21 protein-coding genes and 1 pseudogene are annotated in these 24,795 nt (G+C 59.8%); 6 read left to right on the top strand and 16 right to left on the bottom strand.

The annotated features are described in order from the left end of the window. Positions 1-20 precede the first annotated feature (20 nt). The 5 genes from HZ99_RS04490 to HZ99_RS04470 all read right to left on the bottom strand — a co-directional run bounded on the left by HZ99_RS04490 (position 21) and on the right by HZ99_RS04470 (position 5,975). Positions 21-1,205, bottom strand: coding sequence for an aminotransferase class I/II-fold pyridoxal phosphate-dependent enzyme (locus HZ99_RS04490; protein WP_038441585.1), 1,185 nt, complete (start codon positions 1,203-1,205; stop codon positions 21-23). 143 nt (positions 1,206-1,348) lie between these two features. Continuing rightward, positions 1,349-2,608, bottom strand: a complete 1,260-nt coding sequence (locus HZ99_RS04485) for an efflux RND transporter periplasmic adaptor subunit (protein WP_038441584.1) — start codon at positions 2,606-2,608, stop codon at positions 1,349-1,351. Next, entirely contained in the window at positions 2,598-4,079 is a 1,482-nt protein-coding gene (locus HZ99_RS04480; RefSeq protein WP_038441583.1) for a TolC family protein, read from the bottom strand. Before HZ99_RS04480 ends, HZ99_RS04485 begins: the two co-directional genes overlap by 11 nt. Further along, positions 4,072-5,271, bottom strand: a complete 1,200-nt coding sequence (locus tag HZ99_RS04475; RefSeq protein WP_038441582.1) for an ABC transporter permease — start codon at positions 5,269-5,271, stop codon at positions 4,072-4,074. The genes HZ99_RS04480 and HZ99_RS04475 overlap by 8 nt, the downstream gene beginning before the upstream one ends. Further along, entirely contained in the window at positions 5,268-5,975 is a 708-nt protein-coding gene (locus HZ99_RS04470) for an ABC transporter ATP-binding protein (RefSeq protein WP_038441581.1), read from the bottom strand. The genes HZ99_RS04475 and HZ99_RS04470 overlap by 4 nt, the downstream gene beginning before the upstream one ends. A gap of 354 nt (positions 5,976-6,329) precedes the next feature. On the opposite strand from HZ99_RS04470, the gene HZ99_RS04465 reads away from it, so the two are divergent. Further along, entirely contained in the window at positions 6,330-7,085 is a 756-nt protein-coding gene (locus HZ99_RS04465; protein ID WP_038441580.1) for a TetR/AcrR family transcriptional regulator, read from the top strand. Between the two features lie 382 nt (positions 7,086-7,467). Then, positions 7,468-11,313, top strand: a complete 3,846-nt coding sequence (locus HZ99_RS04460) for an Ig-like domain-containing protein (protein WP_235205564.1) — start codon at positions 7,468-7,470, stop codon at positions 11,311-11,313. A gap of 71 nt (positions 11,314-11,384) precedes the next feature. On the opposite strand, the gene HZ99_RS04455 is transcribed toward HZ99_RS04460, so the two are convergent. Then, a complete protein-coding gene (locus HZ99_RS04455; protein ID WP_038447874.1) occupies positions 11,385-12,437 on the bottom strand; it encodes an FUSC family protein in 1,053 nt (350 codons plus the stop codon). 122 nt (positions 12,438-12,559) lie between these two features. Beyond that, positions 12,560-14,185, bottom strand: a complete 1,626-nt coding sequence (locus tag HZ99_RS04450; RefSeq protein WP_038441579.1) for an NADP-dependent glyceraldehyde-3-phosphate dehydrogenase — start codon at positions 14,183-14,185, stop codon at positions 12,560-12,562. A gap of 140 nt (positions 14,186-14,325) precedes the next feature. On the opposite strand from HZ99_RS04450, the gene HZ99_RS04445 reads away from it, so the two are divergent. After that, the gene (locus HZ99_RS04445) at positions 14,326-15,192 is read left to right on the top strand and encodes a Dyp-type peroxidase (protein WP_038441578.1); all 867 of its coding nucleotides are present in this window, start codon (positions 14,326-14,328) and stop codon (positions 15,190-15,192) included. A gap of 73 nt (positions 15,193-15,265) precedes the next feature. On the opposite strand, the gene HZ99_RS04440 is transcribed toward HZ99_RS04445, so the two are convergent. Both HZ99_RS04440 and HZ99_RS04435 read right to left on the bottom strand, forming a co-directional pair. Continuing rightward, on the bottom strand, positions 15,266-15,787 hold the full coding sequence (locus HZ99_RS04440; protein ID WP_038441577.1) for a DUF3087 domain-containing protein: 522 nt from the start codon (positions 15,785-15,787) through the stop codon (positions 15,266-15,268). 262 nt (positions 15,788-16,049) lie between these two features. After that, on the bottom strand, positions 16,050-16,292 hold the full coding sequence (locus HZ99_RS04435) for a DUF6555 family protein (RefSeq protein WP_038441576.1): 243 nt from the start codon (positions 16,290-16,292) through the stop codon (positions 16,050-16,052). Positions 16,293-16,452: 160 nt separating this feature from the next. Here HZ99_RS04435 and HZ99_RS04430 point away from each other — a divergent pair, with 160 nt between their 5' ends. Next, entirely contained in the window at positions 16,453-17,286 is an 834-nt protein-coding gene (locus HZ99_RS04430; RefSeq protein ID WP_038441575.1) for an arylamine N-acetyltransferase family protein, read from the top strand. Between the two features lie 215 nt (positions 17,287-17,501). Then, a pseudogene (locus HZ99_RS04425) lies at positions 17,502-18,074 on the top strand (helix-turn-helix domain-containing protein); the annotation flags it as partial. A 19-nt stretch (positions 18,075-18,093) separates the two neighbouring features. On the opposite strand, the gene HZ99_RS04420 reads toward HZ99_RS04425, so the two are convergent. Both HZ99_RS04420 and HZ99_RS04415 read right to left on the bottom strand, forming a co-directional pair. Then, a complete protein-coding gene (locus HZ99_RS04420) occupies positions 18,094-18,432 on the bottom strand; it encodes a DUF6388 family protein (protein WP_038441574.1) in 339 nt (112 codons plus the stop codon). Between the two features lie 32 nt (positions 18,433-18,464). Then, positions 18,465-18,677, bottom strand: coding sequence for a hypothetical protein (locus HZ99_RS04415; protein WP_235205563.1), 213 nt, complete (start codon positions 18,675-18,677; stop codon positions 18,465-18,467). Positions 18,678-19,018: 341 nt separating this feature from the next. Here HZ99_RS04415 and HZ99_RS04410 point away from each other — a divergent pair, with 341 nt between their 5' ends. After that, the gene (locus HZ99_RS04410) at positions 19,019-20,038 is read left to right on the top strand and encodes a sigma-54 interaction domain-containing protein (protein WP_235205562.1); all 1,020 of its coding nucleotides are present in this window, start codon (positions 19,019-19,021) and stop codon (positions 20,036-20,038) included. Positions 20,039-20,184: 146 nt separating this feature from the next. Here the strand turns inward: HZ99_RS04410 and HZ99_RS04405 are convergent, their stop codons facing one another. From HZ99_RS04405 to aldA, 5 genes are all read right to left on the bottom strand, one after another. Beyond that, the gene (locus tag HZ99_RS04405) at positions 20,185-20,955 is read right to left on the bottom strand and encodes an SDR family NAD(P)-dependent oxidoreductase (protein WP_038441572.1); all 771 of its coding nucleotides are present in this window, start codon (positions 20,953-20,955) and stop codon (positions 20,185-20,187) included. A gap of 29 nt (positions 20,956-20,984) precedes the next feature. Beyond that, complete coding sequence (rhaT, locus tag HZ99_RS04400; protein WP_038441571.1) at positions 20,985-22,043, bottom strand: L-rhamnose/proton symporter RhaT; 1,059 nt, start codon at positions 22,041-22,043, stop codon at positions 20,985-20,987. 41 nt (positions 22,044-22,084) lie between these two features. Beyond that, positions 22,085-22,399, bottom strand: a complete 315-nt coding sequence (locus HZ99_RS04395) for an L-rhamnose mutarotase (protein ID WP_181883212.1) — start codon at positions 22,397-22,399, stop codon at positions 22,085-22,087. After that, a complete protein-coding gene (locus tag HZ99_RS04390) occupies positions 22,399-23,283 on the bottom strand; it encodes an amidohydrolase family protein (protein WP_038441570.1) in 885 nt (294 codons plus the stop codon). Before HZ99_RS04390 ends, HZ99_RS04395 begins: the two co-directional genes overlap by 1 nt. A gap of 68 nt (positions 23,284-23,351) precedes the next feature. Beyond that, a complete protein-coding gene (aldA, locus tag HZ99_RS04385; RefSeq protein ID WP_038441569.1) occupies positions 23,352-24,785 on the bottom strand; it encodes an aldehyde dehydrogenase in 1,434 nt (477 codons plus the stop codon). Positions 24,786-24,795 lie beyond the last annotated feature (10 nt).

Genomic DNA, 24,795 nt, shown 5'->3' with positions numbered 1-24,795 from the left:
CTAAGGTTTGTGGTTTGCATCTAAAGCATTGAGTTTGCCGCTGTGCAAAACTGTTTTAAGTCGGCTGAGGCCAGATTTGCTCTGAGCATGACGCGTAGGCCTGGAGTTGATTTGGGGACGACAGGGTAAAATAACGGCGATGTATAAAATCCAAGCTTCATGAGTTGTGTTGCAGTGGTGATTGCATGTTGTTCATCACTCATGGGAATCAACCTGATAGGTAATCCATCTCCTGCCAAGGTGGTCTTGATGTGCGTATCGAATAGTTGGATGTTGGTCGTCAATTTATTTTGCAGGTGTTGCAGCTCTGTGGATTTATGTATTTTTGCAGACGCGATAATTGCGCCCAAACCTGCTGTGTTAATTCGCTGGGACCAAGAGAGAGGGCCGCCAAATCTCAATAAATCTGGTTTGCTAATCGACGAATCAAAGAGGATCGCCCCGCCGGATGCACCAAAACCTTTGTTCAATGATGTGATTATCAGGGTGTTGTTATTTAGTGTGCCCATTGTGCTGAGAACTAATCCGCAGCCATTTACACCCTGTGCCGACAGGCCATGAGCCTCGTCATATAGGACAAATAAACCGTACTTGTCCTGTAGAGTCATCAGTTCTGGTATATTGGCGCATCCTCCCGTGCTATAGACGCCGTCCGCGATGTAAGCGACCCGTTGTCTTTGCTTGCAGCAGTCTTCCAGAAAGTTTAAGTCATTATGCGGTGCTGTCATCACTTCGGATTCGTCTGCGCAAACGGCTTTCATCAAACTCAAGCAAAAGTGCGCGGACTGGTCAAAAACCATTAGCGGCGGGGCATTTTGCGTCAAGACACCGGCGGCGAGTAATGGAAGCATTGCGGCGGCGGCTGAAGCGCATGAAACCGTAGTCAGCACGTCGACGGAAAACAGATCTGACAATGCAAGTTCTGCTTCTTCCAATAGCGGTAAACAAATTCGAACACGGGATGTGGATGAATTTAAGGTTCGCGACGAGTCCAGTGCAGTTATTGCGCCCTTCAAAATTTCGATATTGGAGTCCAGGCCAAGGTAGGAGTAAGAGCACATGTTTATGAATTTTTCGTCACCGACTTGCATGAAGCCGTCACCGAGATTGTCGGCGACAATTCCGCTCATTCGGGCATCTTGTGTTCGGCTCCAAAATAAATCTCCGCCGGCCACCATTTTTTTGATGTTTGAATAACGATTCATATTGCGCACCTGTTGCCCTAGGCAAATCGGATGACAATATTTTTCTAAAGGGTGTTTTTTTACAATATGTTATGAGGTGGTAAGTTTCCTGCATTCCTGTAGGTAAATTCCTCAAATTTTTTTCAGGCACGATGCAAAGGGCTTCACAAGCCCGTTTTGATAAACCCAGGCTTGAGACCAAACACTTCCACCCCTTGGGCAGTCGATTGTCCCGTGGTGATTTTCACCCGCTCCATCGGCTTGTTCATGGCTGCGCGATATTCCACCGAAAGCCCATCTTCCCCATGGCTGATCGCCTGGGCCGGTACGATGATCGCCTGGTCGTTGTTGTAGGTGACGATGGTCAGGCGCGCGCTCATGCCCAGGCGGACCCTTTGTAGTTGTTGCTCAGTCAATTTGGGTATGGACAACGTCACTGGGAATTGCGCGCTGCCCTGGCTGTCATTGGCGATCGCCAGGCTGCTGACCACGCTGACCGAGCCACTCAGGCGCTCGCCATCAAAACCGTCGCCCATTACCTCCACCGACTGGCCCTGATGCAGCTGGTTGATGTCCAGTTCCGAGACTTTGGCAACGATTTTCAGGCGTTCGATATTGGCCAGCCCGAATAGCACCTGCCCTTGGCCGACCTTGCTGCCCGCCTGCACCGGTGCAGTGTTGTTGCTGCCGCCCTGGGGGCTGCTGCTGCCCGGTGGGGGCACGACAATACCGGAAAACGGTGCCTTGACCTCCTGGCCATCGAGCAACTTGCGCAGGGCCTCGTACTTGACGGTGGCGTTGGTCAGTTCCATGTCTGCAATCTGCCGGTATTCGCCTCTGCCCTGGCCCAGGGCCTGCTGCAGTTCACTGTGGGCGGCGGCCAGGTCCAGCTGTTGCTGCTGGGCCTGTTGCTTGAGGTCGTCCAGTTCGTTGCGCGGGATGATGCCGCGCTTGAACAGGTTCTCGCTTTCCACCAGTTTGCGCTGGGTGTTGTCGGCGCTCATTTGCGAGATACGCAGGCTGCGTCGGGCACGGCTGACGGTTGGGCCGGCGTCCCAGTCCTGCATTTCCTGCACGGTACGCCGGGCCTTGAGCTGTGTGGAGAGCGCTTCGCGCAGTTGTACTTCAAGGGTGGCAGGGTCCATGCGCAACAGGACCTGGCCGGCTTCGACCCGTTGGCCCTGTTCCACCAGGTTGGCTTGCACGTTGCCGTCGAAGGGTGCGGTGAGGGTCATCGTGGTGTCTGGTTCGATCCTGCCTACCAGGCCGATCTGGTGTACCAGGGAGTCATTCTTTACCTCCAGCCATTGCTCGGCTGCGGCGCTCTGGTCGGCGGCAGGCGTTGGGCGACTGAGCAGCGCAAATCCGGCAGCGCCCAGCAATATCAGCAATCCAGCGCCCAGGAGGGCTTTTTTAGTAGTCATTGAGGGCGATTTCCCAGCTTTCCAGGGTCATGCCCAGCGTCAGATCGAGCTGGGTCTGGGCATTCAGATAAGCAATCAGTGCGTTCAGGCGAGCATTTTCGGCGTTGCGCAAATCAGCCTCGAAACTCAGTACCTGGAAGTTGGTGGAGCGCCCGGCGGCGAGTTTGTCCCGTTCGATATCGATCTTGCGCCGGGACAGTTCCACGGCCCGCTGGGCAATTTCATACTGGCGCCAGCGGGTGCCAAGGTCGCGTACCACGTTATTGACGCTGCGCTCCAGTTCCTGGCGCGCGTCGGTGATCAGGATCGCCTGGTTCTCCACATCCACCCGGGCGCGGACTTCGGCCTGGCGGGTACTGATATCGCCGATGGGAATGCGCACCTGCACGCCGGCATAGCTGTCCCAGCGCCGATTGCTGGTGCTGCCCGCGTCGTTATCGGTATTGGCACGGATCTGGTTGGCGCCGCCTACCAGATCGACCTGCCAGCGCCCGGAGTCCTTGGCCAATACCAGGTTGAGGTCGGCCTGTTGGCTGCCCAGCAGGGCCGCCAGGTACTCGGGCTGCTGGTTCTGCGCCAGGTTGAAGGCCTCGCGTTTGTCGATGTCCATGCGCGACGCTTCCAGGGCTTCGGTGGCGCGGATCGGGGTCGCCAGGTCCAGGGCCAACAGGCGCAGCAACGACAGGCGACTCATATCCAGCTGATTCTGGGATTCCTCGACGCTCAATTGCTGGGAGGCGATGTCGGCTTCGGTCTGGACGATCTCGAATTCGGCCATGCGCCCGGCACTGATCAGCGCCTTGTTCACATCCAACAGGGTATTGGAGCGCTTGAGCGCGTCCTGGGCGATATTCAGTTGTTCCTGGGCACGCAACAATTCGCGGTAGGTGGAGATGATCTGGCTGATGGTCTGCGCGACGTTGGCCTTGAGGTTCAAGCGGTTGGCCTGCTCGGAAAGACGCGACAACCGCAGGGGGGCGGTGGTGGCGTCCCAGCCCGCACCGCGCATCAATGGCTGGATGACGGCCAGGTCCAGGCCGTCGCTGCGGTAACGCCCGGCGCGGTTAGCGTTGTTCAGTTGTTGGGTCCAGCCCATGCTCAACCGGGTACCGTATTCGCCAAGCAAGCTGGTGGTGGGGGCCAGGTTGGCATTTCGGGTACGGTCGTCGCTGCCTTGGGTGGTGCGGTAGGCACTGTTGAGTACCAGCTTGGGGGTGAAGGTATCTTCGGCCACCCGCAGGTCGAACTTCTGTGCCACCCGTTGCAGGTACGCGCTGCGAATCGCCGGGTTGTTGCGCAAGCCCAGGTACACTGCATCGCCCAGGGTCAGGGTGGTGAGCTGGGCATTGAGCGAGACACTGCGTTCATAGCCACTGCGCGTGGTGGTCGGCGCCGAGGGCCGGATCACGATATCGGCGGCCACACAGGGCAGGCTTGCCAGGGTGATCAGCAACAGCAGGGATTTATTCATCGCGCAGGGCCTCCACTGGCTGCAAGTGTGACGCCGAGACGGCCGGGTAGATACCGAAAAACAATCCCACCAACAACGTACTGCCCACCCCCAGGGGCAGGGCCGACACGGCGAGGGAAAACTGCCAGCCCGACAGCCATGCGTAGAGATAGGCGGCGCTCATGCCCAGTACCGCGCCGCACAGCGCGCCGACCGCCGTGAGGGTGACGGCTTCGAGCAGGAACAGGTTGCGGATATCCCGCTGGCGGGCGCCCAGGGCCATGCGGATGCCGATTTCCCGGCGGCGCTGCGAAACGTTCATCAGCATCACATTCATCACGCCGACCCCGCCGCCGACCAGGGAGATGGCACCCAGGGCCAGCAGCAGATAGGCGAATGTGCGACTTTGCCGGGTCATGCCGTCGATCATTTGCTGGGGGATCTGGATCTCGACGGTGTGCTCAGGGAGTTGCGCGCTCAAGGCCTTGGTGGCGTCGGCGGCGATGCGCTCCATGTCCTGGCCGGCCGCTGCGCGCAGGACTACGCTGCCGACCTGGGGTGAGGAATAGATGCGGCGCATGCCGGCGGCAGGGATGAACAGTGATTCGTTGATTTGCACCGGGATCAGCATCGACCGCGGCTGGTTCTGCAGGATGCCGATGATCAGGAACAGATAGTCGTTGACCCGCACCCGATCGCCCAGGCGCAATGGGTCGCCGGGCGCGCTTAACGCCTGGGCGATCTGGTCGCCGATCACCGCGAAGGTTTCGCCGCTGTCGAACTCGGACAGGAAGCGACCTTCGCGCAGTACCAGGCGCATGGCGTCCTTGAGGCCAGGGGTGCTGCCAATCAAGCCGGCGTTGGTGGTGCGGCCATGAAAGATGACGGGGCCGCTGAACGAGGAAATCGCGCCGATATGGGCAATGCCGGGCACCGCCTGGTGTACGGCTTGCAGATTGAGGCTGTTGGGCATGCGCGCCACACTGCCGGCCTTGGGCGGGAACTGCGCCACCAGGGTGTCGGTGCCCATGTCCTTGAAAATCATGGCCGCATCTTCGGCGGCGTTATGCCCGATATTGATCAGCGCGACCACCGACGAACTGCCGATGACGATTCCCAGCAAGGCCAGGATGGAGCGCTTGCCCAGGGTTCGCAGGCTGACAAACGCTTCGTGGAGCAATTGGCTCAGGCTCTGTGCGACCCCCAGGCTCATACGCACTCAGCCTCATGGACCACGCCGTTGCGTACCAATACCTGACGGTTCAGGCGTTCGGCGATATGCGCGTCGTGGGTGACGATGATCAACGTGACGCCCTGCTCGTGGTTCAGGGCCAGCAGCAGATCCATGATGTCGCGGGCGGTGTGGCTGTCGAGGTTGCCGGTGGGCTCGTCAGCCAGGATCACCCCTGGCGCGCCCACCAGCGCCCGGGCAATGGCCACCCGCTGGCGCTGGCCGCCGGAGAGGTCGGCGGGGCGGTGGTGGGCCCGTTCGGCCAGGCCGACCTGCTCCAACATATGCAGGGCCCGCGCCACCGATTCCTGGCGCGACACCCCGCGATAAGCCAGGGGCAGGGCTACGTTGTCCAAGGCGCTGAGGCGCGGCAGCAGGTTGAAGCTCTGGAACACAAAGCCGATCTGCTGGTTGCGAATCGCGGCCAGTTGATCCGCTGTGGCGTCGAATATGTCGTGGCCGGCGAAGTGATAGGCGCCGCAGTCGGGCAGGTCCAGCAGGCCGAGGATGTTGAGCAGGGTGCTTTTGCCGGAGCCGGAAGCGCCAAGGATGCCGCAGCTTTCTCCGCGGGCGATGGACAGGCTGACATCGTTGAGAATGCTCAGGTGCTGCCCGGCCAGTTGATAGCTTTTGCCGATGCCTTGCAGAGAAATAAAGCCTGGGAGCGTTGGGGTGTCTGTCATCATGACTACGCCTTGCGCTGTGGCAACCCGGTTTGATCCTGAAAATATTTGTAACATGTTCAGGGTCTGTGGCGCGGCAGCCAACAGCTGGTTTTTATTCTTGTTTTAAAAACATTGTTTGAATAGTAACTGTGATCCAGCGGCTTCGCCAGCTACAGAGATAGAGCGGTTTTTGGTGTGGCAGAGCGGATGCCTGGGGTTAAAAAGCACCGGCGCCAGCCCCTGGAAAACCGTTTACAGGGCGATCGGCACGGCGTTTGGATAGTATGGCGCAGTGTCACTACTTGCTTTCGCGCACCTGCCCCGGTATAAAAAATCAAATTTTTTTTTAAAACATATTTCCCCCGTGGAACTTATATGGTCGCGAAGAAACTCAGCGCTCCAAATGTAACCAAGACTCGACTGCTGGATGCGACAGAGGCTCTTTTCATCAAGTACGGCTACGACGCCGTGTTATTGCGGCAAATCACCGAGAAGGCTCAGGTCAACCTCGCCGCTGTCAACTATCACTTCGGGGACAAGGACTCCCTGATGAAAACCTTGCTCATGCAACGCCTGGAACCGCTCAACGAGCAACGCCTGGAATTGCTCGCCCGCTGCGAGGCAGAGTCTGACGGCCCGCTCGATTGCGATACCTTGCTCGGCGTGTTGTTTGCCCCGGCCATGGGCCTGGAGCGCAGTGACCCGGCCAGCGGCGAAGGGCGTTCGTTCATCCGCTTCCTGGGCCGGGTCTACAGCGATACCTCGCCGTTTATCCAGGAATACCTCAAGGTCCATTACCAGCCGGTGTTCCAGCGTTTCTTCGAGGCGTTCGCCCTGGCGCTGCCCGACCTGCCGCGCAATGAGCTGGGGGTGCGCCTGCAATTTGCCCTGAAGGCGATTTCCGGGGTGATGGCGGGTACCGAACTGCGCCTGCTGATGAACTCAATGAGTTTGGGGCGCCCGGCAACGGATGCTGAAGTCATGGCCAAGTTGATCACGCTGGTCTCGGCGGCCATCCGCGTGCCGCAGCAAAGCCCGCAAGCCGAAACGGCACTGGCGCGGGTACTCGATACCCAGCGCGCGATTCGCGAACAGTCCGCGTTGCCGGCTGTCAGCAAAGTTGTTCACTGACTCCGTCACACTGATCAAATGTGGAGGTTGTCGAGCTTTGGCGAGGCAGGTGACTGTCGATCCTGGCGCAGCCCTCCGGTGTTCGGGAGTTACTCGCGCAGGGTTGGCGGTGTCGTTCAGATCAAACTGCGCACAAAAAAAGCCCGCTGGGGCGGCGGGCTTGATATGCAACATTTGTAACGGATGAGGCTTCACATTACGTTTGTGAGTGTGAATAAAACGTGAAAAAAATGTAAGAAAAAATCCAGGTAAGATTTTTCTGCAATTAGGCTCTGACCACTCGTCGTTACTGTCAACTTTGACAGCTAGACGTTAGAGGACCGCGAGCGTTTGATTTCTCCAGTGACGTGTTCGTTACACGCCCTACACCTGGAGAGAAATCATGCCTAAAAAACGAGCCGCTCCCCATCAGAGCTTGGAAACACAGGAAATTCCTGAGCTAGCCCAAGAGATATCCCTTCCAATATCCGAAGGCTCTGACAATGATCCGTCACCCTCTTCAGATGAACTGCCTCGAGTGGTGGAGGATCTTGAGCCGCCCTACACCTCGCCCGCAGCGGTCGTCCCCGTTGAAGGGGCCGCCTATGGTGTGGGAATCCGTCACCTGGAGGAAGGCTTGACCTATGCCTTCGAGCGTTGGGACCAAATCAATGTGGGGGACGTCTATCGAATCTATATGGAAGGAATACTCCTTAAGCAGGAAGAGGTGACGTCAGAGAGCTTCAGCGACCGCCGGTTTTTCTTGACCGTCCTCAGGGAACATGTGCCGCTGGGCTTTGTATCGGATGTATTTGGAGAAGTCGAAAGAGTTGGTAGCGGACGGATCAGCACATCAGCGCCCCAGCGCGTGTTTACCAAGGAGACCCGGCCAGGTGGTGCCGATGAACGGCCCCATGAGAGTTGGCACTCCAAATTGCTGCTGACGCTGTCGGATACCCTTATTGACTCCGTTGTGGCAGCCCGCGGCGTTACCGCCACGATCAAGCATTGGGAGAACATGCGGGTCAATGACCTGGTCATGTTCTACTGGGGGGCACACAGGTTTGATGTTCCGCCGATCACGGAGGGCCAGGTTGGACAGGATCTGGTTTTTCATATTGATCGAGACTTTTTGCACTTTGCCGACTCAGGGCATTTTGTCGTGCAGTTCTATTTGTACGATGAGGTGCTGAACCGCTCTGGCGAGTTACAGCCATGGTGCAAACCGGTGCCAGTGGTAGTGGACCTGGACCTTACATTGCTGGACGAGCCCATCATCATCGAAGCCGATGAGTCAACGATGGTACTGGATGCCGACGCGCTTGGCAGAGCACCGGCGACCGCCGAAGTCGCGGTTTTGCGCAATGGGCCTTTCATTGTGGGTGACTTTATTGTGCTGATGGTCCAGGGCACGACGGTTGACGGCGAGTACGTCAACCTGACAATGCGACAGGAAGTCCTTCGCCTGAATGTATTCCTTGAGTTCCCGATACATAACGAATTTGTCAGATCGTTGATCCAGAGCACCCTATCCGTGTCGTATGTTCGGGAAAGAGCAGGGGTGGAAGACTTATCCTCCAGAACATCAACTTATACGGTGGCCGGGGTTCGTTTTGAGTTGCCCAAGCCTTCGGTTGACCAGGCACACGGCCCGTCAATCCCGGCGGATTTATCCTTTATCACCACGCGGATGCCTGATTACCAACCTCCAGGCAACGCCGGGGACGAACTGAAAGTTGAGATCTCTGCCCATCATCCGGACGGCAGTGTCGAGCGTCGGTCAAGCTCACGTGTAGCAGGTGCTCATCCACGGCTGCGGGATTTCCTTAATCCGGTGTACTCCATTTTCGAAGGGCTGCGTGATACCAATATTCACTATGTTGTCTCTGATGCTGCGGGAAGCCGTGAATCGGATCGCTTATGGGTGCAGATTGGCCGCCCTCCAAGAGACTTGCGCGCCCCAATCATTCAGGAGGCTATCAATGGCAACATCGACCCTGCGCATCTTGGCAGTGTCGGCACCCTTGAATTGCAGGATGAGTTCAGATCCGGGGACGTCGTCATTGTTGAATTCATCGGCTCGCTGACGGGCAGGGAAACCGTTGAGTACATCGTGGGCGTGGCAAGCAACCCATTTATTGCTGATATCGCCCGGCGGTTGTTTATCGATAATCTCGACGGCACGCTTACCGTCAGCTACTTGCGGCAGCGATTCGACGTCATTCAATACTCTGAGGAGGTGGTGGTCACGATAGGCACCGCCCTTGGAGAGTTGTTCCTGCCTGAGGTGCTGCAAGCAACAACCGGATCTGACGAACTAGACCCGGCGTTGGTCTGGCCAGATGGCGCAACGGTGCGGGTGCGTTATGAGTTCATCAAAACCACCGACAAGGTTCAGGTGTGCTGGCAAGGTCTTCCTGGGCTTGGGAGTCACTTTGAGCTGGTGGAAAACCAGAGTGGCACCTTTATTGATTTCAGGATTCCGACCGCCCCTATCGGTTTCAACATCCACCCCAGTGGCCGCACCATCCAGGTATTTTTCAAGGTCCTGCGCAACGGCTTCGAAACGTCTTCACCCGTTCTGATGTTGCACCTCTTGCCGCTGGTTCACCCGGCGGGGCCATTGATCGACAGCATTGGCCACAACGCCGTGCTGGAAGTGCCATTGCTCCAGGACTTTGACGAAACCCGTGTCGCGCCCTGGATCTATGCAAACCAGGGGCAGCGCATGTGGTTGCGCTATGACGGTATTCGCAATAACGGGAATACCTATGTCAACGAAGTTTATCGGGGGCGAGATGTCGATGGGACGGAGGTCATCAATGGCATCACCAGCGAAACCCCGGTACTGGCTTTGCGTAACTTGCAGGATTGGTCAGAGTTGACGATCCGTTTCTGGGTCACCTTCGACCATAGTGGAGACTTGGCCAATGCCGTGTTGTTCGAAGTCCGACATCACATGGTCCAGCTTGTGGCCAACACGTTTCCCCATCCTCGAATCAAAGACTCTGTACCGGCTGATGGGCCAGAGGTGACGATTGATCCGGTGGTCGTCGAAAACAAGTGCCAGGTGCTGGTGAGTTACGACAACATGAACGTTGGCGGAACGGACCGCATTACCCTGTACTGGATCCTGGCCAGTGGCGTCGTTATTGAAATCGGGACACAGGACGGCCTGGCTGGCGGGACTGTTACCTTTAACATCTCCAATGATGTGCTTGCCCAAAGCGTAAAGAGCGTTTTCTCTCTGCAATACACAACAGAGCTTGGGCGCGGCGGCACGGGTGAGTCCGATGAACAAAAGGTCACGGTCGCCACTATCCAGCCCGGTCAATTACCACGCGCGTTGATCAATGGTGTTGCCCACGGAGGAGCACTGAGACCTTCCAGCATGAGCGGTAATGCCTCGCTGGGCTTGGCTAAATGGCGCTTGAGTCGTACCGGGCAGCGTGTCTGGGTAACCCTGAGCAGTTCGGGTGTTGCTCCACTGCAGGTCTTGGTGGCCTACCCGATCACCTCCATTGAAATGGCCAACGGGCTTGTGAACAAACCCGTGTTGCGCAGTTGGCTGCTGAGTCTGCAGAACAATGCAGCGGTCGTGGTGTCGGTGTTTGTGACCTTTGACGGCAGTTCTGATAAATCCGCAGCCGTTGTATTCCCCACAACTCAGTACACCATCGTACATACCGCGCCGCTTGTCTTCCCGGAAACACCGGTCAGTTTGACGGGACGTACCTATCTGATTCCCGGAAATCCCGATGTATTGCCGGCGTTTAACGCGGGTAACTCAATCACCCGCACCGCCTCGGGGGGTACGCCCGGATACGTCTATTCGTCGAGCAACACCGGGGTTGCCGTCGTGACACAGGCAGGGTTCGTGAGTGTGCGGGGCAATGGCTCGACAACGATCAGTGTCCGCGATAACTCGGTGCCGCCACAAACCAGGAGTTACACGGTATCGGTTGGGGGCGTTGTCCAGTGCTACGGCCTGGGGGCCGGAACTTACACCGACATCCTCAATGCGGCCAGCCGGCGGGGGGTACGTCTGGCCAATATCCATGAACTGCGCGACCTGAGCAATGCGTATGGCAATCGCTGGCCGATGGGGAACGCCTTGTACTGGTCAAGTACCTTCTCACATAGCTTCTTCTTCTTCAGCTACTACTACGGGAGGAACATAAACACCGGAGGCGAAGCAATAATCAAGCAATGGGTTCGTAGTCGATACCTGGGTGTTGGGGTCAGGTAGTGCAATCATCGGGACGGATTTATTCATAGAATAAGTCCGTCCCACTTCTCCATCTCCCGATGGGGGTTTCCTCAAATCCCCCAGCGTCCCGCGCTCTTGGCCAACCGCTCGCGCATCGCTTTTACATTCGCCATCAATTGCAGCGTCAATAGCCGATATCCATCCAGTGCGCTGTACACCGGCGTAGGTTCGCCGTCAGCAATGTGGCTTTCTCGCTCCAGGCGTTCTGTCGCCCCGGATTTCAACGCCCGCGCCATCCCGACCAACTGCACGCGAATCTGCCGATGCTCAGCCTTGAGCGTCAGTTGCATACGCGCCAGCGCCTGTTTATCCCGTGGATCAGGTCGAGTGTTACCGAGAATTTCCAGGGTGCTGATGCACATGCGTAGATGCCGCTGGATCGCATCCAGTTCGGTCATGGAAATCCGCACTTCCTTGGACACCGACGGCATCAGCGAGCGCAGTTGCAGCATGGCCGCATTCAAGCGGTTGAGCAGCTTGAGATGCTCATCATCGGTGACCGACTGGCCACTGATGATCCGGCTGTAGAGGGTGGCGCAATCACGCAGGGCGCTGGCCAGGTTGTAGCGCCAGGAATACACCGCATACAGCGGCAGGGCGAAGGAAAACGCCAGGGCCAGGGCGATGCCGATCAGGATGTCGACGGTGCGCCACAAACCATCGGACAACGGGTTAGCCCCATGGCCAGCAACGATAAACACGGTAATCGCTGATAGCAGCGCGGTGTATCCACCCTTGCCGATGGCGTGATAGGAAAAGAACCCACACACCACCGACATCAGCAGATAGGTGAGCAGCGGCTGGCCTACATACGCTTCTTGCACCACCAGCAACAGGCCGACGCTGGCACCGATCAGCGTGCCATAGGCCCGCTCCACCGCTTTCTTGCCGATGTTGCCGTGGTGTTGCAAACCGCCAATCACCACCAGCATGGTCACTGAGGCCCATTCGCCATGGGGCAGGTTGAGACCGGTAGTGAGCAGGATGGTGGCCAGCAGACCGATGGACACGCGTACGGCATGGATCAACTTGGCGTGGCGATAACGGCGATAGGGATCGAGCAGGGGCCGCAACAGGCGGCGGGCGAGGGGCGGCAGGTGCAGGGTCGAAAAGAACTTCATGGCTTACAAAGGCGCCTCAAATCCCTTGTAGGAGCCCGCTTGCGGGCGATAGCGATCTTGAAGTCGCCATCGCCCGCAAGCGGGCTCCTACAAGTGTGTGTGGGTCAGAAAATGTAGTCGGTGGTCAGGAAGCTCGACGCCCGGTCACGAATGATATCGCTGATCAGGGCCTTGTTGCTGTCCTGGAACTTGGTTGCCACCAGAGTGCGGATCGAGAACACCCGCAGCGCGTCATGCACCGACAGCGTGCCCTCGGCCGAGTTCTTGCGACCATTGAACGGGAACGTATCGGGGCCGCGCTGGCATTGGGCGTTGATATTGATCCGGCCCACCTGGTTGGCGAAGGTGTCCACCAGGCGCCCGACTTGTGCCGGATCGGTGCCGAAGATACTCAGCTGTTGACCGAAATCCGACTCCAGGACGTAGTCGATCACCGTGTCCAGGTCGCGGTAGGGCACGATGGGCACCACCGGGCCGAACTGCTCCTCGTGATACACACGCATCTGCGGGTTCACCGGGTACAGCACCGCAGGATAGAAGAACGAGCCACGGCTGGCACCGCCATTGGCGTTCACCACTTTGGCCCCGTGTTGCGCGGCATCGGCCACCAGGCCGTTGAGGTAGTCCACCTTGCCCACTTCCGGCAGCGGTGTCAGCGCCACACCGTCCTCCCAGGGCATGCCCGGTTTGAGGGTGGCGAGTTTCTGGTTGAACTTCTCGATGAACCGCTCGACCACGGCTTCATGCACAAACAGGATTTTCAACGCGGTGCAGCGCTGGCCGTTGAAGGACAGCGCGCCGGTGACGGCTTCGTTGACCGCATTATCCAGATCGACCTCGGGCAGCACGATACCGGGGTTTTTCGCATCCAACCCCAGGGCCGCGCGCAGGCGATGGGGGCGCGGGTGCAGTTTCTTCAAATCACTGGCCGCCTTGTTGGTGCCGATAAACGCAAAGATATCCACCTTGCCGCTGGCCATCAGCGCACTGACCGTTTCACGGCCGCTGCCATAGATCACATTGATGACCCCGGCCGGGAAGCTGTCGCGGAAGGCTTCCAGCAAGGGACGGATCAGCAGCACGCCGAGCTTGGCTGGCTTGAACACCACGGTGTTGCCCATGATCAGCGCCGGGATCAGCGTGGTGAAGGTCTCATTGAGCGGGTAGTTGTAGGGGCCCATGCACAATGCCACGCCCATGGGCACGCGACGGATCTGCCCCAGGGTGTCCTGTTCCAGCTCGAAGCGGCTGGAGCGGCGGTCCAGTTCCTTGAGGGCATTGATGGTGTCGGTGATGTAGTCGCAGGTGCGGTCGAATTCTTTCTGGGAGTCCTTGAGGTTCTTGCCGATTTCCCACATCAGCAGTTTCACCACGGCATCGCGCTGTTCGCGCATGCGCCGAAAAAACGCCTCGACGTGCTGGATACGCTCGACCACGCGCAGGGTGGGCCATTGGCCCTGGCCACGATCATAGGCACGCACTGCGGCATCGAGGGCGAGCAGGGCGGTCTCGGCGTCCAGTAGGGGCGTACTGCCAATGATCACTGGCGTGTCGCCGTCAGCGCCCGCCAATTGGACCGGGCTGCGGACTTGGGCCAGGGGACCGTCCCACGTGCGCAATTGGCCGTCTACCAGGTAGTCGCGCTGTTCGATGGGGGCGGCGAGGCGAAATTGCTCGGGAATGTCATGGGCGCTGGGAAACAGATTGGCAAGCAGGTGATCGGTGGTCATGTCGCTACCCCTGGAGTGGTTGCAGAACTTGACCCAGAGATTCCCCCATCCGAGGGCTCTGTTGCAAGGCTTACGCGTATTTCCCTACGCACTGTGGGGCTGTGCCGGGTAAACTACGCGGCTTTCTTGAAGGAGTTCATATGAGTCAGTACCAGCCGGGCATTCTTGCCGCACCGGTGCCGTTGCAGGCACGCCATCTGTTTTTTGCCATCGAGTCCATTGACGCCGTGCCGGCTGCGCTCGATGCGCTGGTGCAGTTGGCCGACTCGGCAGTGGTGGTGGGGTTGGGTGAGCCGCTGGTCAATGCACTCGGTGCCCACATCGAAGGGCTGCGCAGCTTCCCGCACATGGCGGGGCCTGGCGCCAACAACCCGTCCACCCAACAGGCCTTATGGTGTTGGCTGCATGGCGAAGACCGTGGTGAATTGCTGCTGCGCAGCCGAGCCTTTGAAAAAAACCTGGCACCGGCGTTTCGCCTGGTACAGATGACGGAAGGGTTCCGCTACAAGACCGGCTTTGACCTGACCGACTACGAAGACGGCACCGAAAACCCCCATGACGATGCCGCCGTCCAGGCCGCAATCGCCGGCAGTGGCGCGAGCTTTGCCGCGATCCAGCAATGGCAACACGACCTGGACGGCTTCGCGGCCCTGCCGGCCCAGGAGCGCGACCACATCATCGGTCGTCGCCATGGCGATAACGAAGAACTGGACGATGCCCCCGAGTCCGCCCATGTCAAGCGCACTGCCCAGGAGAGTTTCACCCCCGAAGCCTTCGTCGTGCGCCGCTCCATGCCCTGGGCCGAAAATGGCCAGGCGGGGTTGATGTTCCTCGCGTTCGGCCATTCCTTCGAGGCCTTTGAGGCCCAGCTGCGTCGCATGAGTGGTCTGGAGGACGGGATTGTCGATGGCCTGTACCGCATCAGCACGCCGTTGACCGGTGGCTACTACTGGTGCCCGCCGCTCAAGGACGGGCATCTGGACCTAAGCACGATCTTCCCTGCCTGACCCTTGTAGGAACCCGCTTGCGGGCGATAGCGGTTTGAGTATCGCCATCGCCCGCAAGTGGGTTCCTACACCGTCAGTTGTCCTTCATCGCCTTCAACCAGGCCGGGTCCAGGCGTGTTTGCTCAGCCTTGAGCCCCAGGGCCTTCATCTGCGCCTTGTGTTGTTCGATCTCCCCGACCAGTTGCGCTTGTGCACTGGAATTGGCGTCCAGTTCGTGCATCTGGGTCAGCCCCAGGTGATAGAACCGCAGCAGTTTCAGCGCCGCCGGATCGTTGGCCTGTACCCGCTCGGTCACCTTGTGCATCACGTTGGTCACACGCATCAGGTTGCGCTTGAGCTGCCAGCCATAGACCGCCGGTGCCAGCCAAGGCTGTGACCAGAGCGGGCCGCGTACCAAGGCAATGGTCAGCACGACGCCAGCCACCACACCACCGATGTTGAAGCGAAAGTTGTCGCCGCCGGGCTCGCCAAACAGCATCACGGCCAGGCTCGACAGCAGCATGGCCAGGGCGACGAAAATCACCGCGACAATCAACGTGCTGCGACGGGTTTGCTGGCGATAGGTTTGCGGATCGACAGGTTTGATCTCAAACATGCGGGATGCAGTCTCCATGAGCTAAGTAGGGGTATTGCGCGGCGCGGCATCTTCTCATGGTTTATGGGGCAGTGTGAGAAAGTTGTACGCTGGCGCTTTCTGTAATGGACAAGAAGCACAAAGCCGGCAAGCAGCCGGCTTATGATCCATCAGGCAATCTCAACCCCCAATAGCCCTGGAACCGCCCGTAGGAGCTGGCTTGCCAGCGATAGGGCTTCGAGTCCGACGCATCAGCCCAAAGGCTCATCGCCGGCAAGCCCTTCTACAAACGCTTGGGTGCAACCCAGGTCACTTCGGTGATGCCGTATTTTTCCGCCCAGGGGCGGGTGGTCTTCTTGGTGCGCTCATGGCCAGGACGACCAATGCGCCCGACGTGGGCCACCCCTGCATCACAGCTGGCCCAATGCCATGCCTCGGCGTTGTTCATCGCCTCCGCCCGCACCACAAAGGACTTGGGTTCGCCGTGCAGCCTGTAATGGATGGTGTAGATCGTTGCCGTACCCATATTGCCTCCCTGTTTTGATATGGAGTTGATGCAATCAGGTTTAGAAAGGTTCAGAAAGTTTGTGCTGCAACCGGCTGACCTGTAGCTCCCGATCAGTATTGGCAGCGGCATCGGTTGCAGGTATTAGTAAAACCTTCGCCCCCTGTCCAAGGATCGCCCCATGTCCCAGGATTCACCGAGCCTGACTCACAGCCGTCTGTACCTGCAACGCCTGGGGTACGACACACCGCCAGCCCCAACATTGGAGACCTTGATGCAGTTGCAATTGCGTCATGTCAGTACCTTTGCCTTCGAAAGCCTGTCGACCCTGCTGCAGGTGCCGGTCCCCATCGATCTGGCCAGCGTCGAGCAAAAAGTCCTGCTGGACGGGCGAGGTGGCTATTGCTACGAACTCAACCAACTGTTCCTGGCGCTGTTGCAAGAACTGGGCTTCACCGCACGGGGCATCACTGGCCGCGTAGTCATGGGTGGGCCACCCGATGCGCTGACCGCTCGCGCTCATCGCCTGAGCCTGGTAACCCTGCAAGGTGAGCGCTACATCACCGACGTCGGCTTTGGTGGCATGGTGCCGACCAGCCCTTTGCGCCTGGATGACCACGCGCCCCAGGCCACGACCCATGAACCCTATCGCCTGACCTTGAACGAGGGCAGCTACACCTTGTGGGCCCAGGTGGGCGGGGAATGGCGCGGGCTGTATGTGTTTGACCTGCAGCTGCAGTCGCACTTCGACTACGAAATGGGCAACTGGTATGTCTCGACTCATCCCGCTTCGCCGTTTCTGGGGCAATTGAAAGTGGCACTGATCGGACCAGGACTGCGCCGCACCTTGCACAATGCGAACTACGCCGTCCATCACCTGGGCCGGGACAGTGAGAAACGCAAGATCTGCGATGTCGATGAACTGTTGGCACTGTTGCAAGAGGTATTCGGTCTGCGTCTGCCCGAGCACCCGCAGCTACGCCCGAGACTTTCGCAGTTATTGACCGATACCTGAAGGGCCCGTTCCAGGAGGCTTGATCCAGAACCTTTGCAGCGCCGGTTGCCCGACCCTGTCCGCCCAAGCCCCCCTTTGTGTCCCCCAATAGCCTCAACACCGCACCGCCACTGACTTAGTGTGAGCCCAGCTGTTCATACATAAAAAAAGAAGGTGGCTATGTGGTCTACGACCCCCCCGTCACATCGGTTTGCTACTGGTCCTGCTGGGCCTGCGGCGGCATCGCGAACTCACGCGCCCATGAAAGCGCGCAGGAGGTCATGGTTGATGTCGAATGCCGGTTGCCCTATGCCGAGGTCCAGGTGTTTGCCGCCGAGTACCCGCGCTTGTTCGGTGACGATGTACGCTTTGGCCGCCTGCACAACCGTATGGTCCTGGAGACGCGGTGGCTGGACGTGCCGTTGCCTAACCACCATGCCCTGGCCTTGGGCCTGCTGGAGATGGAAAGTGCCCGACTGCACCGCAAAATGGACCTGATCCAGGCGGTGGAACGCGCCATTTCCCGCGACTTGCAGGGCAGCCAACTGGGAAAAGTCGCCAGTGACCTGAACGTGAGTGGGCGCACACTGCGCCGGCGCCTGACGGACCATGGGCTGACGTTCGAGGCCTTGCTGGAACAGGTACGTCGCGCCCGCTGCATGGGCTTGCTGGGCAACCCTGGCCTGTCCATTGAACGTATTACCCAAGAGGTGGGCTACAGTGACGTACGCAGCTTTCGCCGGGCGTTCAAACGCTGGACGGGGCTCAGTCCCAGCGCGTTTCGGGGCATGGCCACGGATTTGCATTGAACCCCGCTGCCCGTGCCCGTTAAGGGGCGCTGTCAGCCAGGCCATGGAGCTGACAGTACTCATCCCATTCCAGGCCGGCCATCTGCGCCACTTCCTTGTGCACGTCCAGGCGCTTGGCCTCGAACGCCTGCGGCGACTGGCTGATCAGTTGCAGTGTCAGCTCCCAGGCAAACAGGTTCTGGGCCTGTGCTTGCGCCTCGAAGGCTTCGTGCAGGCGCTCTGCGCGGTATTGCGCCATGGTTTCGCGCCTGGCCTGGGCGGCCAGAGGGTTCAGCGTGTCCAGTTCGGCGCGCACCTCGGGATGCTGGTTCAAGAAGATATCCAGGGCCAGCCGATAGTTTTCGCCAGGTTCAGACAAGGGGCTACTCCAGGAGGACAGGTGGCGCGGCCTCAGGATGAGGTTTGTTGATAACGGCTTTTGCGCCGGGCGCGTTTACGCAGCCGATTGGCCGTCCACTGTTGCAGTGGATCAAGCAGGAAAAAAAACAGGTAGGCAGCGAGCACCAGGGTCAAATCGATCCAGGTCTTGCTGATAGGCCCTTCCACGGCTTCGACGGCGGCCTTGATCAAAAACAGTACGGCGACTCCACACAACCAGAACATGACTGTGAGCACCAGAGGTCGTGCGCGATTTGAAAGCCTGCCTTGCATGTTGAATTTATCTCCCTGAGAAACCTGGGGCAGCCGGCATACCGGCATCCGCGGGTGTAAATGTGGTCCGCGGATCGAGTCATTCGATACCGCCCTGTGGGTCGCCAGACCCGTTCAGCTCATGACCTTCATGGGCCGCCAGTGGTTCCGAAAACACCTGACACGCTAATGGGCAATGCTGCCCTCAAGGGCGCTATTGTTTCAAAAAGCGTAGGAAATTACACCCTCGCCAGCGTTCCTGTGGGTACCCAGGGACGATTTATCAAGGCCAGGTGGGGCAAAGTGATGGCAAAGTGCTGGTATTCAAGGACCCACGCTCCCAGGAACTGTTGGCGCGGATCGAGCGCCTGGCCCCCAGCGAGGCCAATACCTTGATCATTGGCGAAACCGGCACTGGCAAGGAGCTGGTGGCGCGGCATATCCATAACCTGAGCCGGCGCGGCCGTGAACCGTTTGTGGCGGTGAACTGCGGGGCCTTTGCCGAAACCCTGGTGGAGAGCGAACTGTTCGGCCATGAAAAAGGCGCGTTCACCGGCGCCACCACCCACAAGGCCGGCTGGTTCGAAGCGGCCAACGGCGGCACGTTGTTCCTCGACGAAATCGGTGATTTGCCGCTGAACATGCAGGTCAAGTTATTGCGGGTCTTGCAGGAGCGCGAAGTGGTGCGCCTGGGATCGCGCACGCCAATCCCGATCAATGTGCGCCTGGTGGCGGCCACCAACGTCAACCTGGCTGACGCGGTGGTCGCCGGGCATTTTCGCGAGGATTTGTTCTACCGCCTGCACGTCGCGACCATCCGCCTGCCGCCATTGCGCGAACGCCCCGGGGATATATTGCCCCTGGCGGAGTTTTTCCTTGAAGAGCATTGCCAGCGCCTGGGCTACAACCGCGCGAGCCTGAGCCCGGAGGCCGAGCGCAAAATGCTTGAGCACAGCTGGCCAGGCAATATCCGCGAACTGGAAAACGCCATCCACCATGCCTTGCTGGTGTGCCGGCACCAGCGGGTACAACCGGCCGACCTGCACCTGGTGGATATGCGTTCCTCGGGTATCCGCCAGGACGAGACCAACCATGCCCTGCCAGCCCCCAGCGGTCCGGTGGGCCTGGAAGCGGCGCTCAATGCGTTGTTCGAGCAGAACATCCCGGACCTTTATGAACACATTGAAGAAACCGTGTTCCGCGCGGCGTACCGCTATTGCCACGGCAACCAGTTACAGACTGGGCGCCTGCTCAACATCAGCCGCAACATTGTCCGGGCGCGGCTGGAGAAAATCGGAGAGCTGGGCAAGCCGGTGTTGCTTGAGGGGCAGTGAGGCAAGCCCTTGCAGGCGATGGTCGTTAGCGATGACAACACTCAGAGGCGTGCTTGCTGGCGTCATCGCTGGCAAGCCAGCTCCTACAGGGGCATGCCGCTTCGCGTTGCGGCTCCTGCATTGGGTATGTGGTGTCGGGGGGAGGGCTACTGCAAGTTGACGAACAACCCGCCATCCACCAGCAACGACGCGCCGGTCACATAGCGCGCCATGTCTGAGGCAAGAAATACGATCGGCCCGGCGACGTCGTCCGGTTCGCCCAGGCGGCCCAGGGGTGTGCGCGAGGTCATGTAGGCGAGTTTTTCCTCGTCAGCCAGGTCTTCCTTGTTGATGTCGGTGGCGATGGTGCCCGGCAGTACCGAGTTGCAGCGGATGCCATACGGCCCCAGGGCGATGGCGCAGGATTGCATCAACGAATGCAGACCGGCCTTGGTCGGGGTGTAGTGGGTCTGCATGCCGCCGCCCACCAGGGCGCTGATGGAACTGACGGCAATGATCGCGCCGCCGCGGCCCTGGTTCTTCATCTGGTTGGCCGCTGCCTGTACGGCGAAGTAGGCGCCGTTGAGGTTGGTATTGACTGTCTTCAGGTACACCTCGCGCGGCATGTCGAGGAACGAATGGAAAGGGCAGATGCCGGCGTTGTTGACGAATACATCAACACTGCCGAAAGCCTCGACTGCGCCGGCCACCAGCTTGTCGCCGGTATCCGGGTCGGCGGCATCGCCGCCCACTTCAACGGCCTGGCCGCCGAATGCCTTGATGTCCTCGATCAACGACAGCGCAGCCTGTGTGCCTTGTGCGCTGCCACTATGGCCGATCACCACACGGGCACCCTGGCGCGCGCATTCGCGGGCGGCGGCGCGGCCGATACCACGGGAGGCGCCGGTGATGATCACGGTTTTGTCTGCTAGCAACATGGGGAATCTCCTGGAGAAAATAACCGGCCTCAGCCGAGGTAATTACCGTAGCCAACCATGGCAATGGCGCTGAGGATCACCGCGATCCCGGCCACCAGCACGCCCTTGTTCGCCACGCTGGTACCGTGCCATTCGCGCAAATACAGGCCCCAGCAATTGGACACAATAATGATGAAGGACATATGCAACACCCACGAACTGGCGTCGTTCTGCAGGCGGCTTTCGCCCATGCCGTAGAAAAAGAATTGCAGGAACCACAGCGTCCCGGCGCACGCCACCAGTAGGTAGTTGCGCAAGAGCGGGGTGCTGCGGTCGGTGTAGTTGTGGAACGTGCGGTTGCGCCAGTTCAGCCACAGGCACCAGATGCCATTGGTGGTCAGGCCACCCCACATGATCACCATGAACGTCACGTTGTTCTGGAACAGACTGTTGGCGCCATGTTCCACCGCGGCGGCGGCCAGTGGGCGCCCAGCGGAAATGCCGTAGCTGAAGCAGGCGCTCAATACTCCGGAAATCAGCGCCACCAACATGCCCTTGCCCAAGGCGAACTCGCTCACGCTGGCGAACTTCACCGCCTGGGAGACTTCCCGCTCCTTGATCAACCCGGCCTTGCCGCACACCGCGATGCCGATCAGCGACACCGCGACGCCCCACAGCACCCAATGCCCGCCCTGTGATGCCAGCATCGAGGTCAGGGTGCCCTCTGTCTCGTGGGTGAACAGGTCGCGGTACACGGCTGGCATCAAGGCGCCCAGGGCCGAGGTCAGGCCCATGATCAGCGACATGCCCAAAGACAGCCCCAGGTAACGCATGGTCAGGCCGAACGTCAGACCGCCAATGCCCCACAGCACGCCGAACAGGTAGGTCCACAGCAGGGTGCCGGTGTCGGCGTTGCGCAGGATCTCGACCCAGCCGGGCACGGTCAATTGCGCGGCAATCAGCGGCACGATCAGCCACGACACCAGGCCGCCGACGATCCAGTAGCTTTCCCAGGCCCAGCCACTGACTTTTTTGTAGGGGATGTAAAAACTGCCGGAGGCGAAGCCGCCGATGAAATGCAGAATCACACCGAGGAGAATGATTTCCACGTGTCCGAATCCTTTTTATTGTTGTGATGAGGGGCAATGGCTCAGCCAGGCGCGAGGCAGAACATCGGCTCAAGGTTCACGCTGACCGGCGAATGGTCCGCATGGCTGGGCATGATGTCGTGCATGTAGTGCCACCAGCGTTGCATCAATGGGGTACCGGGCAGGGCATCCAGGCCGTGCTCGTCGTGATGGGTCAGTACGGCGAACAGCGCGTGGGTGGGCTCGTCGAGGAAAATCCGGTAGTCCACCACGCCAGCATCGCGAAGGGCCAGTTCCGGCCAGATCTGCTCATGGCGCAGGCGGTATTCGGCGGCCATGCCAGGGTTGAGGTTCATACGAAAGGCACGGGTCTGCATCACAGGCCTCCGGGGGGCAGGGTCGGGCTGTAGATGCGCACGGCGTTGTGCAGGAAGAATTTTTCCTGGACGGCCTGTGGCCGATCCGCCAGGCAGCGTTTGACCAGGCCCAGGGTGCCGGCGAAATCGGCGAGGTGATCGCTGTTGGGCCAGTCGCTGCCAAAGAAGCAGCGGTCTTCACCAAAGGCCTCCCACAGCACCGCCAGGCGATCGTTGTAGAACGCTGTGTCGATGATCAGGCCGTTGGGGCCGTGCTGTGGGATCTCCGCTAGTTTGGCAAACACGTTGGGCCGTTCAGCCAAGCGCAACAGGTCGGCGTGATAGGCCGCTTCCTGGCCCGCAGGGACGTGGGCGTTGGGCAGGTGATCGACGATGATGCGCAGCTCCGGCAGGGCATCGCTCAGGTGCAGAAGGCCCTTGACCAGCCGCGGGTCGGGATTGGCGCTGTCCAGGCAACGGCCGCAATCGAGGAGTTGGCGCAGGCTGTCGATAAACCCGGGACGCGTTTGGTCCACCAGCAAATCACGCTCCCACAGGTTGCCGTAGCGCAAGCCAAGGAACAGCGGTTCGTAGGCGAGTGCTGCAAGGTCGAGGGCAAACTGCGGGTGCAGCGGGTCGAGATTGCCGACAAAGCCAAGCATCCGTGGATCGCTGCCCAGGGTCTGCAGCAACCAACGGTTGTCGTCGCGCCACGGGCTGGCTTCCACGGCAATTGCACCGATCACTTGGTGCTCGGTCGCCAGCGCCCAGTAATCCTCGGGCAAGTGCGCGGCATATAGGCGGTTGCCTGGCTCGGGCCACGGGATGCCCTGGGGGCGACGTGGGTCGAACAGGTGCAAGTGGCTGTCGATGATCGGGCCGTTGTAGAGGTTGGCAAGGCTCATTGCGCAATCCTTGTTGGAAGGGTTGTTGTGCGGGCCGGTACTGGTGTGCCGGCGCCCGTTGGATCACCTCAACTTTGCAGATACACCACATGGGTATGGGTGTACTCGTACAGGCCGTGCTTGCCATCGGCGCCGCCGATCCCGGACTTGCGCACGCCGGCATGGAAGCCCTGCATCGCCTCGAAGTTCTCGCGGTTGACGTAGGTCTCGCCAAAGTCGAGCGCGCGTACCGCCTGCATGGCCTTGCCCAGGTCGCGGGTGTAGATCGATGAGGTCAGGCCATAGTCGCAGTCATTGGCCAGGGCGATGGCTTCGTCGAGGTCGTCGACTATCTGGATCGGGAGGACCGGGCCGAAGATTTCCTCGCGCATGATAGCCATGTCGGCGCGGCCACCAGCCAGTACCGTGGGCTGGAAGTGAAAACCGGCGCCGAGGTCAGCGATCTGCCCGCCAGTGACCAGGGTTGCACCTTGGGCGAGGGCGGTGCGGACCTTGCGGTTGACGCTGTCCAGACCCTGGCGGTTGATCAGCGGGCCCATTTCCACATCGGCCTGCGCCAGCGGGTCGCCGTAACGGGTGGCAGCCATCGCCGCGCTGATGCGCTCGATAAACGGGTCGGCAATGCTGCGTTGCACATACACCCGTTCGACGCAGTTGCACACTTGGCCGCTGTTGATGATCCGCGAATCACGGATGGCCTTGACCGCCAGATCCAGGTCGGCATCGGCCAGGACAATTGCCGGCGCCTTGCCGCCCAGCTCCAGGTTGAGCTTGGTGATGTTCGGTGCCGCCGCCGTCATGATCCGCGCACCGGTGGCGACGCTGCCGGTGAAGCTGATCATGTCCACGCCCTTGTGGGCCGTGAGGGCGCCGCCGACCTGGCCGTCGCCACAAACCACGTTGAACACCCCCGCCGGCAGGTCCGTCTCGGCCACCAGCCGCGCGAATTCAAAGCAGTTGTTCGGGGTTTCTTCGCTGGGCTTGATCACGAGGGTATTGCCGGTCAACAGCGCAGGGGCCATTTTGCGAGCGATGAGGAAGAACGGGAAGTTCCACGGCAGGATCCCCGCCACCACGCCCAGGGGCTTGCGGAACAGGAAGATGTTTTCGTCGGGCCGGTCGCTGGTGATGATCTCGCCTTCGATACGGCGTGCCCATTCGGCCATGTAGTCGAGGTAGTCGGCGGTGAAGTTGACTTCGACCTCGGCCAGGCTACTGATCTTGCCCTGTTCCAGGGTGATGGTGCGGGCCAGGTGGGCGACGTTTTCCCGCAGCTTGGCGGCAATCCGGCGCAAGTGCCCGGCGCGTTCGATCGCCGGTTTGCGTGCCCAGCCCGGTTGCGCGGTACGGGCGGCGGCCAGGGCCTGATCGACATCCTCGGCGGTGGCGGCCGGTACCTTGGACAGCAGCGCGCCGGTGGCCGGGTTGAATACGTCGAGGTGGGCGCTGCTGGCGGTAAAGCGACCGTTGATAAAGTTCTGGTAGACGGGAACGGACGGCATGGCAGGTACC

It is taken from the genome of Pseudomonas fluorescens (genome assembly GCF_000730425.1).
Lineage (GTDB): Bacteria > Pseudomonadota > Gammaproteobacteria > Pseudomonadales > Pseudomonadaceae > Aquipseudomonas > Aquipseudomonas fluorescens_X.
The sequence above is the reverse complement of the archived record's forward strand: the minus strand, read 5'-3'. Positions and strand labels throughout refer to the sequence as shown.

Coding starts and splice junctions, on each gene's coding strand:
- HZ99_RS04430 (WP_038441575.1), top strand. CDS start 16,453: ATGTCCCAGGATTCACCGAGCCTGACTCACAGCCGTCTGTACCTGCAA.
- HZ99_RS04445 (WP_038441578.1), top strand. CDS start 14,326: ATGAGTCAGTACCAGCCGGGCATTCTTGCCGCACCGGTGCCGTTGCAG.
- HZ99_RS04490 (WP_038441585.1), bottom strand. CDS start 1,205: ATGAATCGTTATTCAAACATCAAAAAAATGGTGGCCGGCGGAGATTTA.
- HZ99_RS04440 (WP_038441577.1), bottom strand. CDS start 15,787: ATGTTTGAGATCAAACCTGTCGATCCGCAAACCTATCGCCAGCAAACC.
- HZ99_RS04415 (WP_235205563.1), bottom strand. CDS start 18,677: ATGTTCTGGTTGTGTGGAGTCGCCGTACTGTTTTTGATCAAGGCCGCC.
- HZ99_RS04485 (WP_038441584.1), bottom strand. CDS start 2,608: ATGACTACTAAAAAAGCCCTCCTGGGCGCTGGATTGCTGATATTGCTG.
- aldA (WP_038441569.1), bottom strand. CDS start 24,785: ATGCCGTCCGTTCCCGTCTACCAGAACTTTATCAACGGTCGCTTTACC.
- HZ99_RS04405 (WP_038441572.1), bottom strand. CDS start 20,955: ATGTTGCTAGCAGACAAAACCGTGATCATCACCGGCGCCTCCCGTGGT.
- HZ99_RS04395 (WP_181883212.1), bottom strand. CDS start 22,399: ATGCAGACCCGTGCCTTTCGTATGAACCTCAACCCTGGCATGGCCGCC.
- HZ99_RS04435 (WP_038441576.1), bottom strand. CDS start 16,292: ATGGGTACGGCAACGATCTACACCATCCATTACAGGCTGCACGGCGAA.
- HZ99_RS04390 (WP_038441570.1), bottom strand. CDS start 23,283: ATGAGCCTTGCCAACCTCTACAACGGCCCGATCATCGACAGCCACTTG.
- HZ99_RS04460 (WP_235205564.1), top strand. CDS start 7,468: ATGCCTAAAAAACGAGCCGCTCCCCATCAGAGCTTGGAAACACAGGAA.
- HZ99_RS04465 (WP_038441580.1), top strand. CDS start 6,330: ATGGTCGCGAAGAAACTCAGCGCTCCAAATGTAACCAAGACTCGACTG.
- HZ99_RS04475 (WP_038441582.1), bottom strand. CDS start 5,271: ATGAGCCTGGGGGTCGCACAGAGCCTGAGCCAATTGCTCCACGAAGCG.
- HZ99_RS04480 (WP_038441583.1), bottom strand. CDS start 4,079: ATGAATAAATCCCTGCTGTTGCTGATCACCCTGGCAAGCCTGCCCTGT.
- HZ99_RS04450 (WP_038441579.1), bottom strand. CDS start 14,185: ATGACCACCGATCACCTGCTTGCCAATCTGTTTCCCAGCGCCCATGAC.
- HZ99_RS04470 (WP_038441581.1), bottom strand. CDS start 5,975: ATGATGACAGACACCCCAACGCTCCCAGGCTTTATTTCTCTGCAAGGC.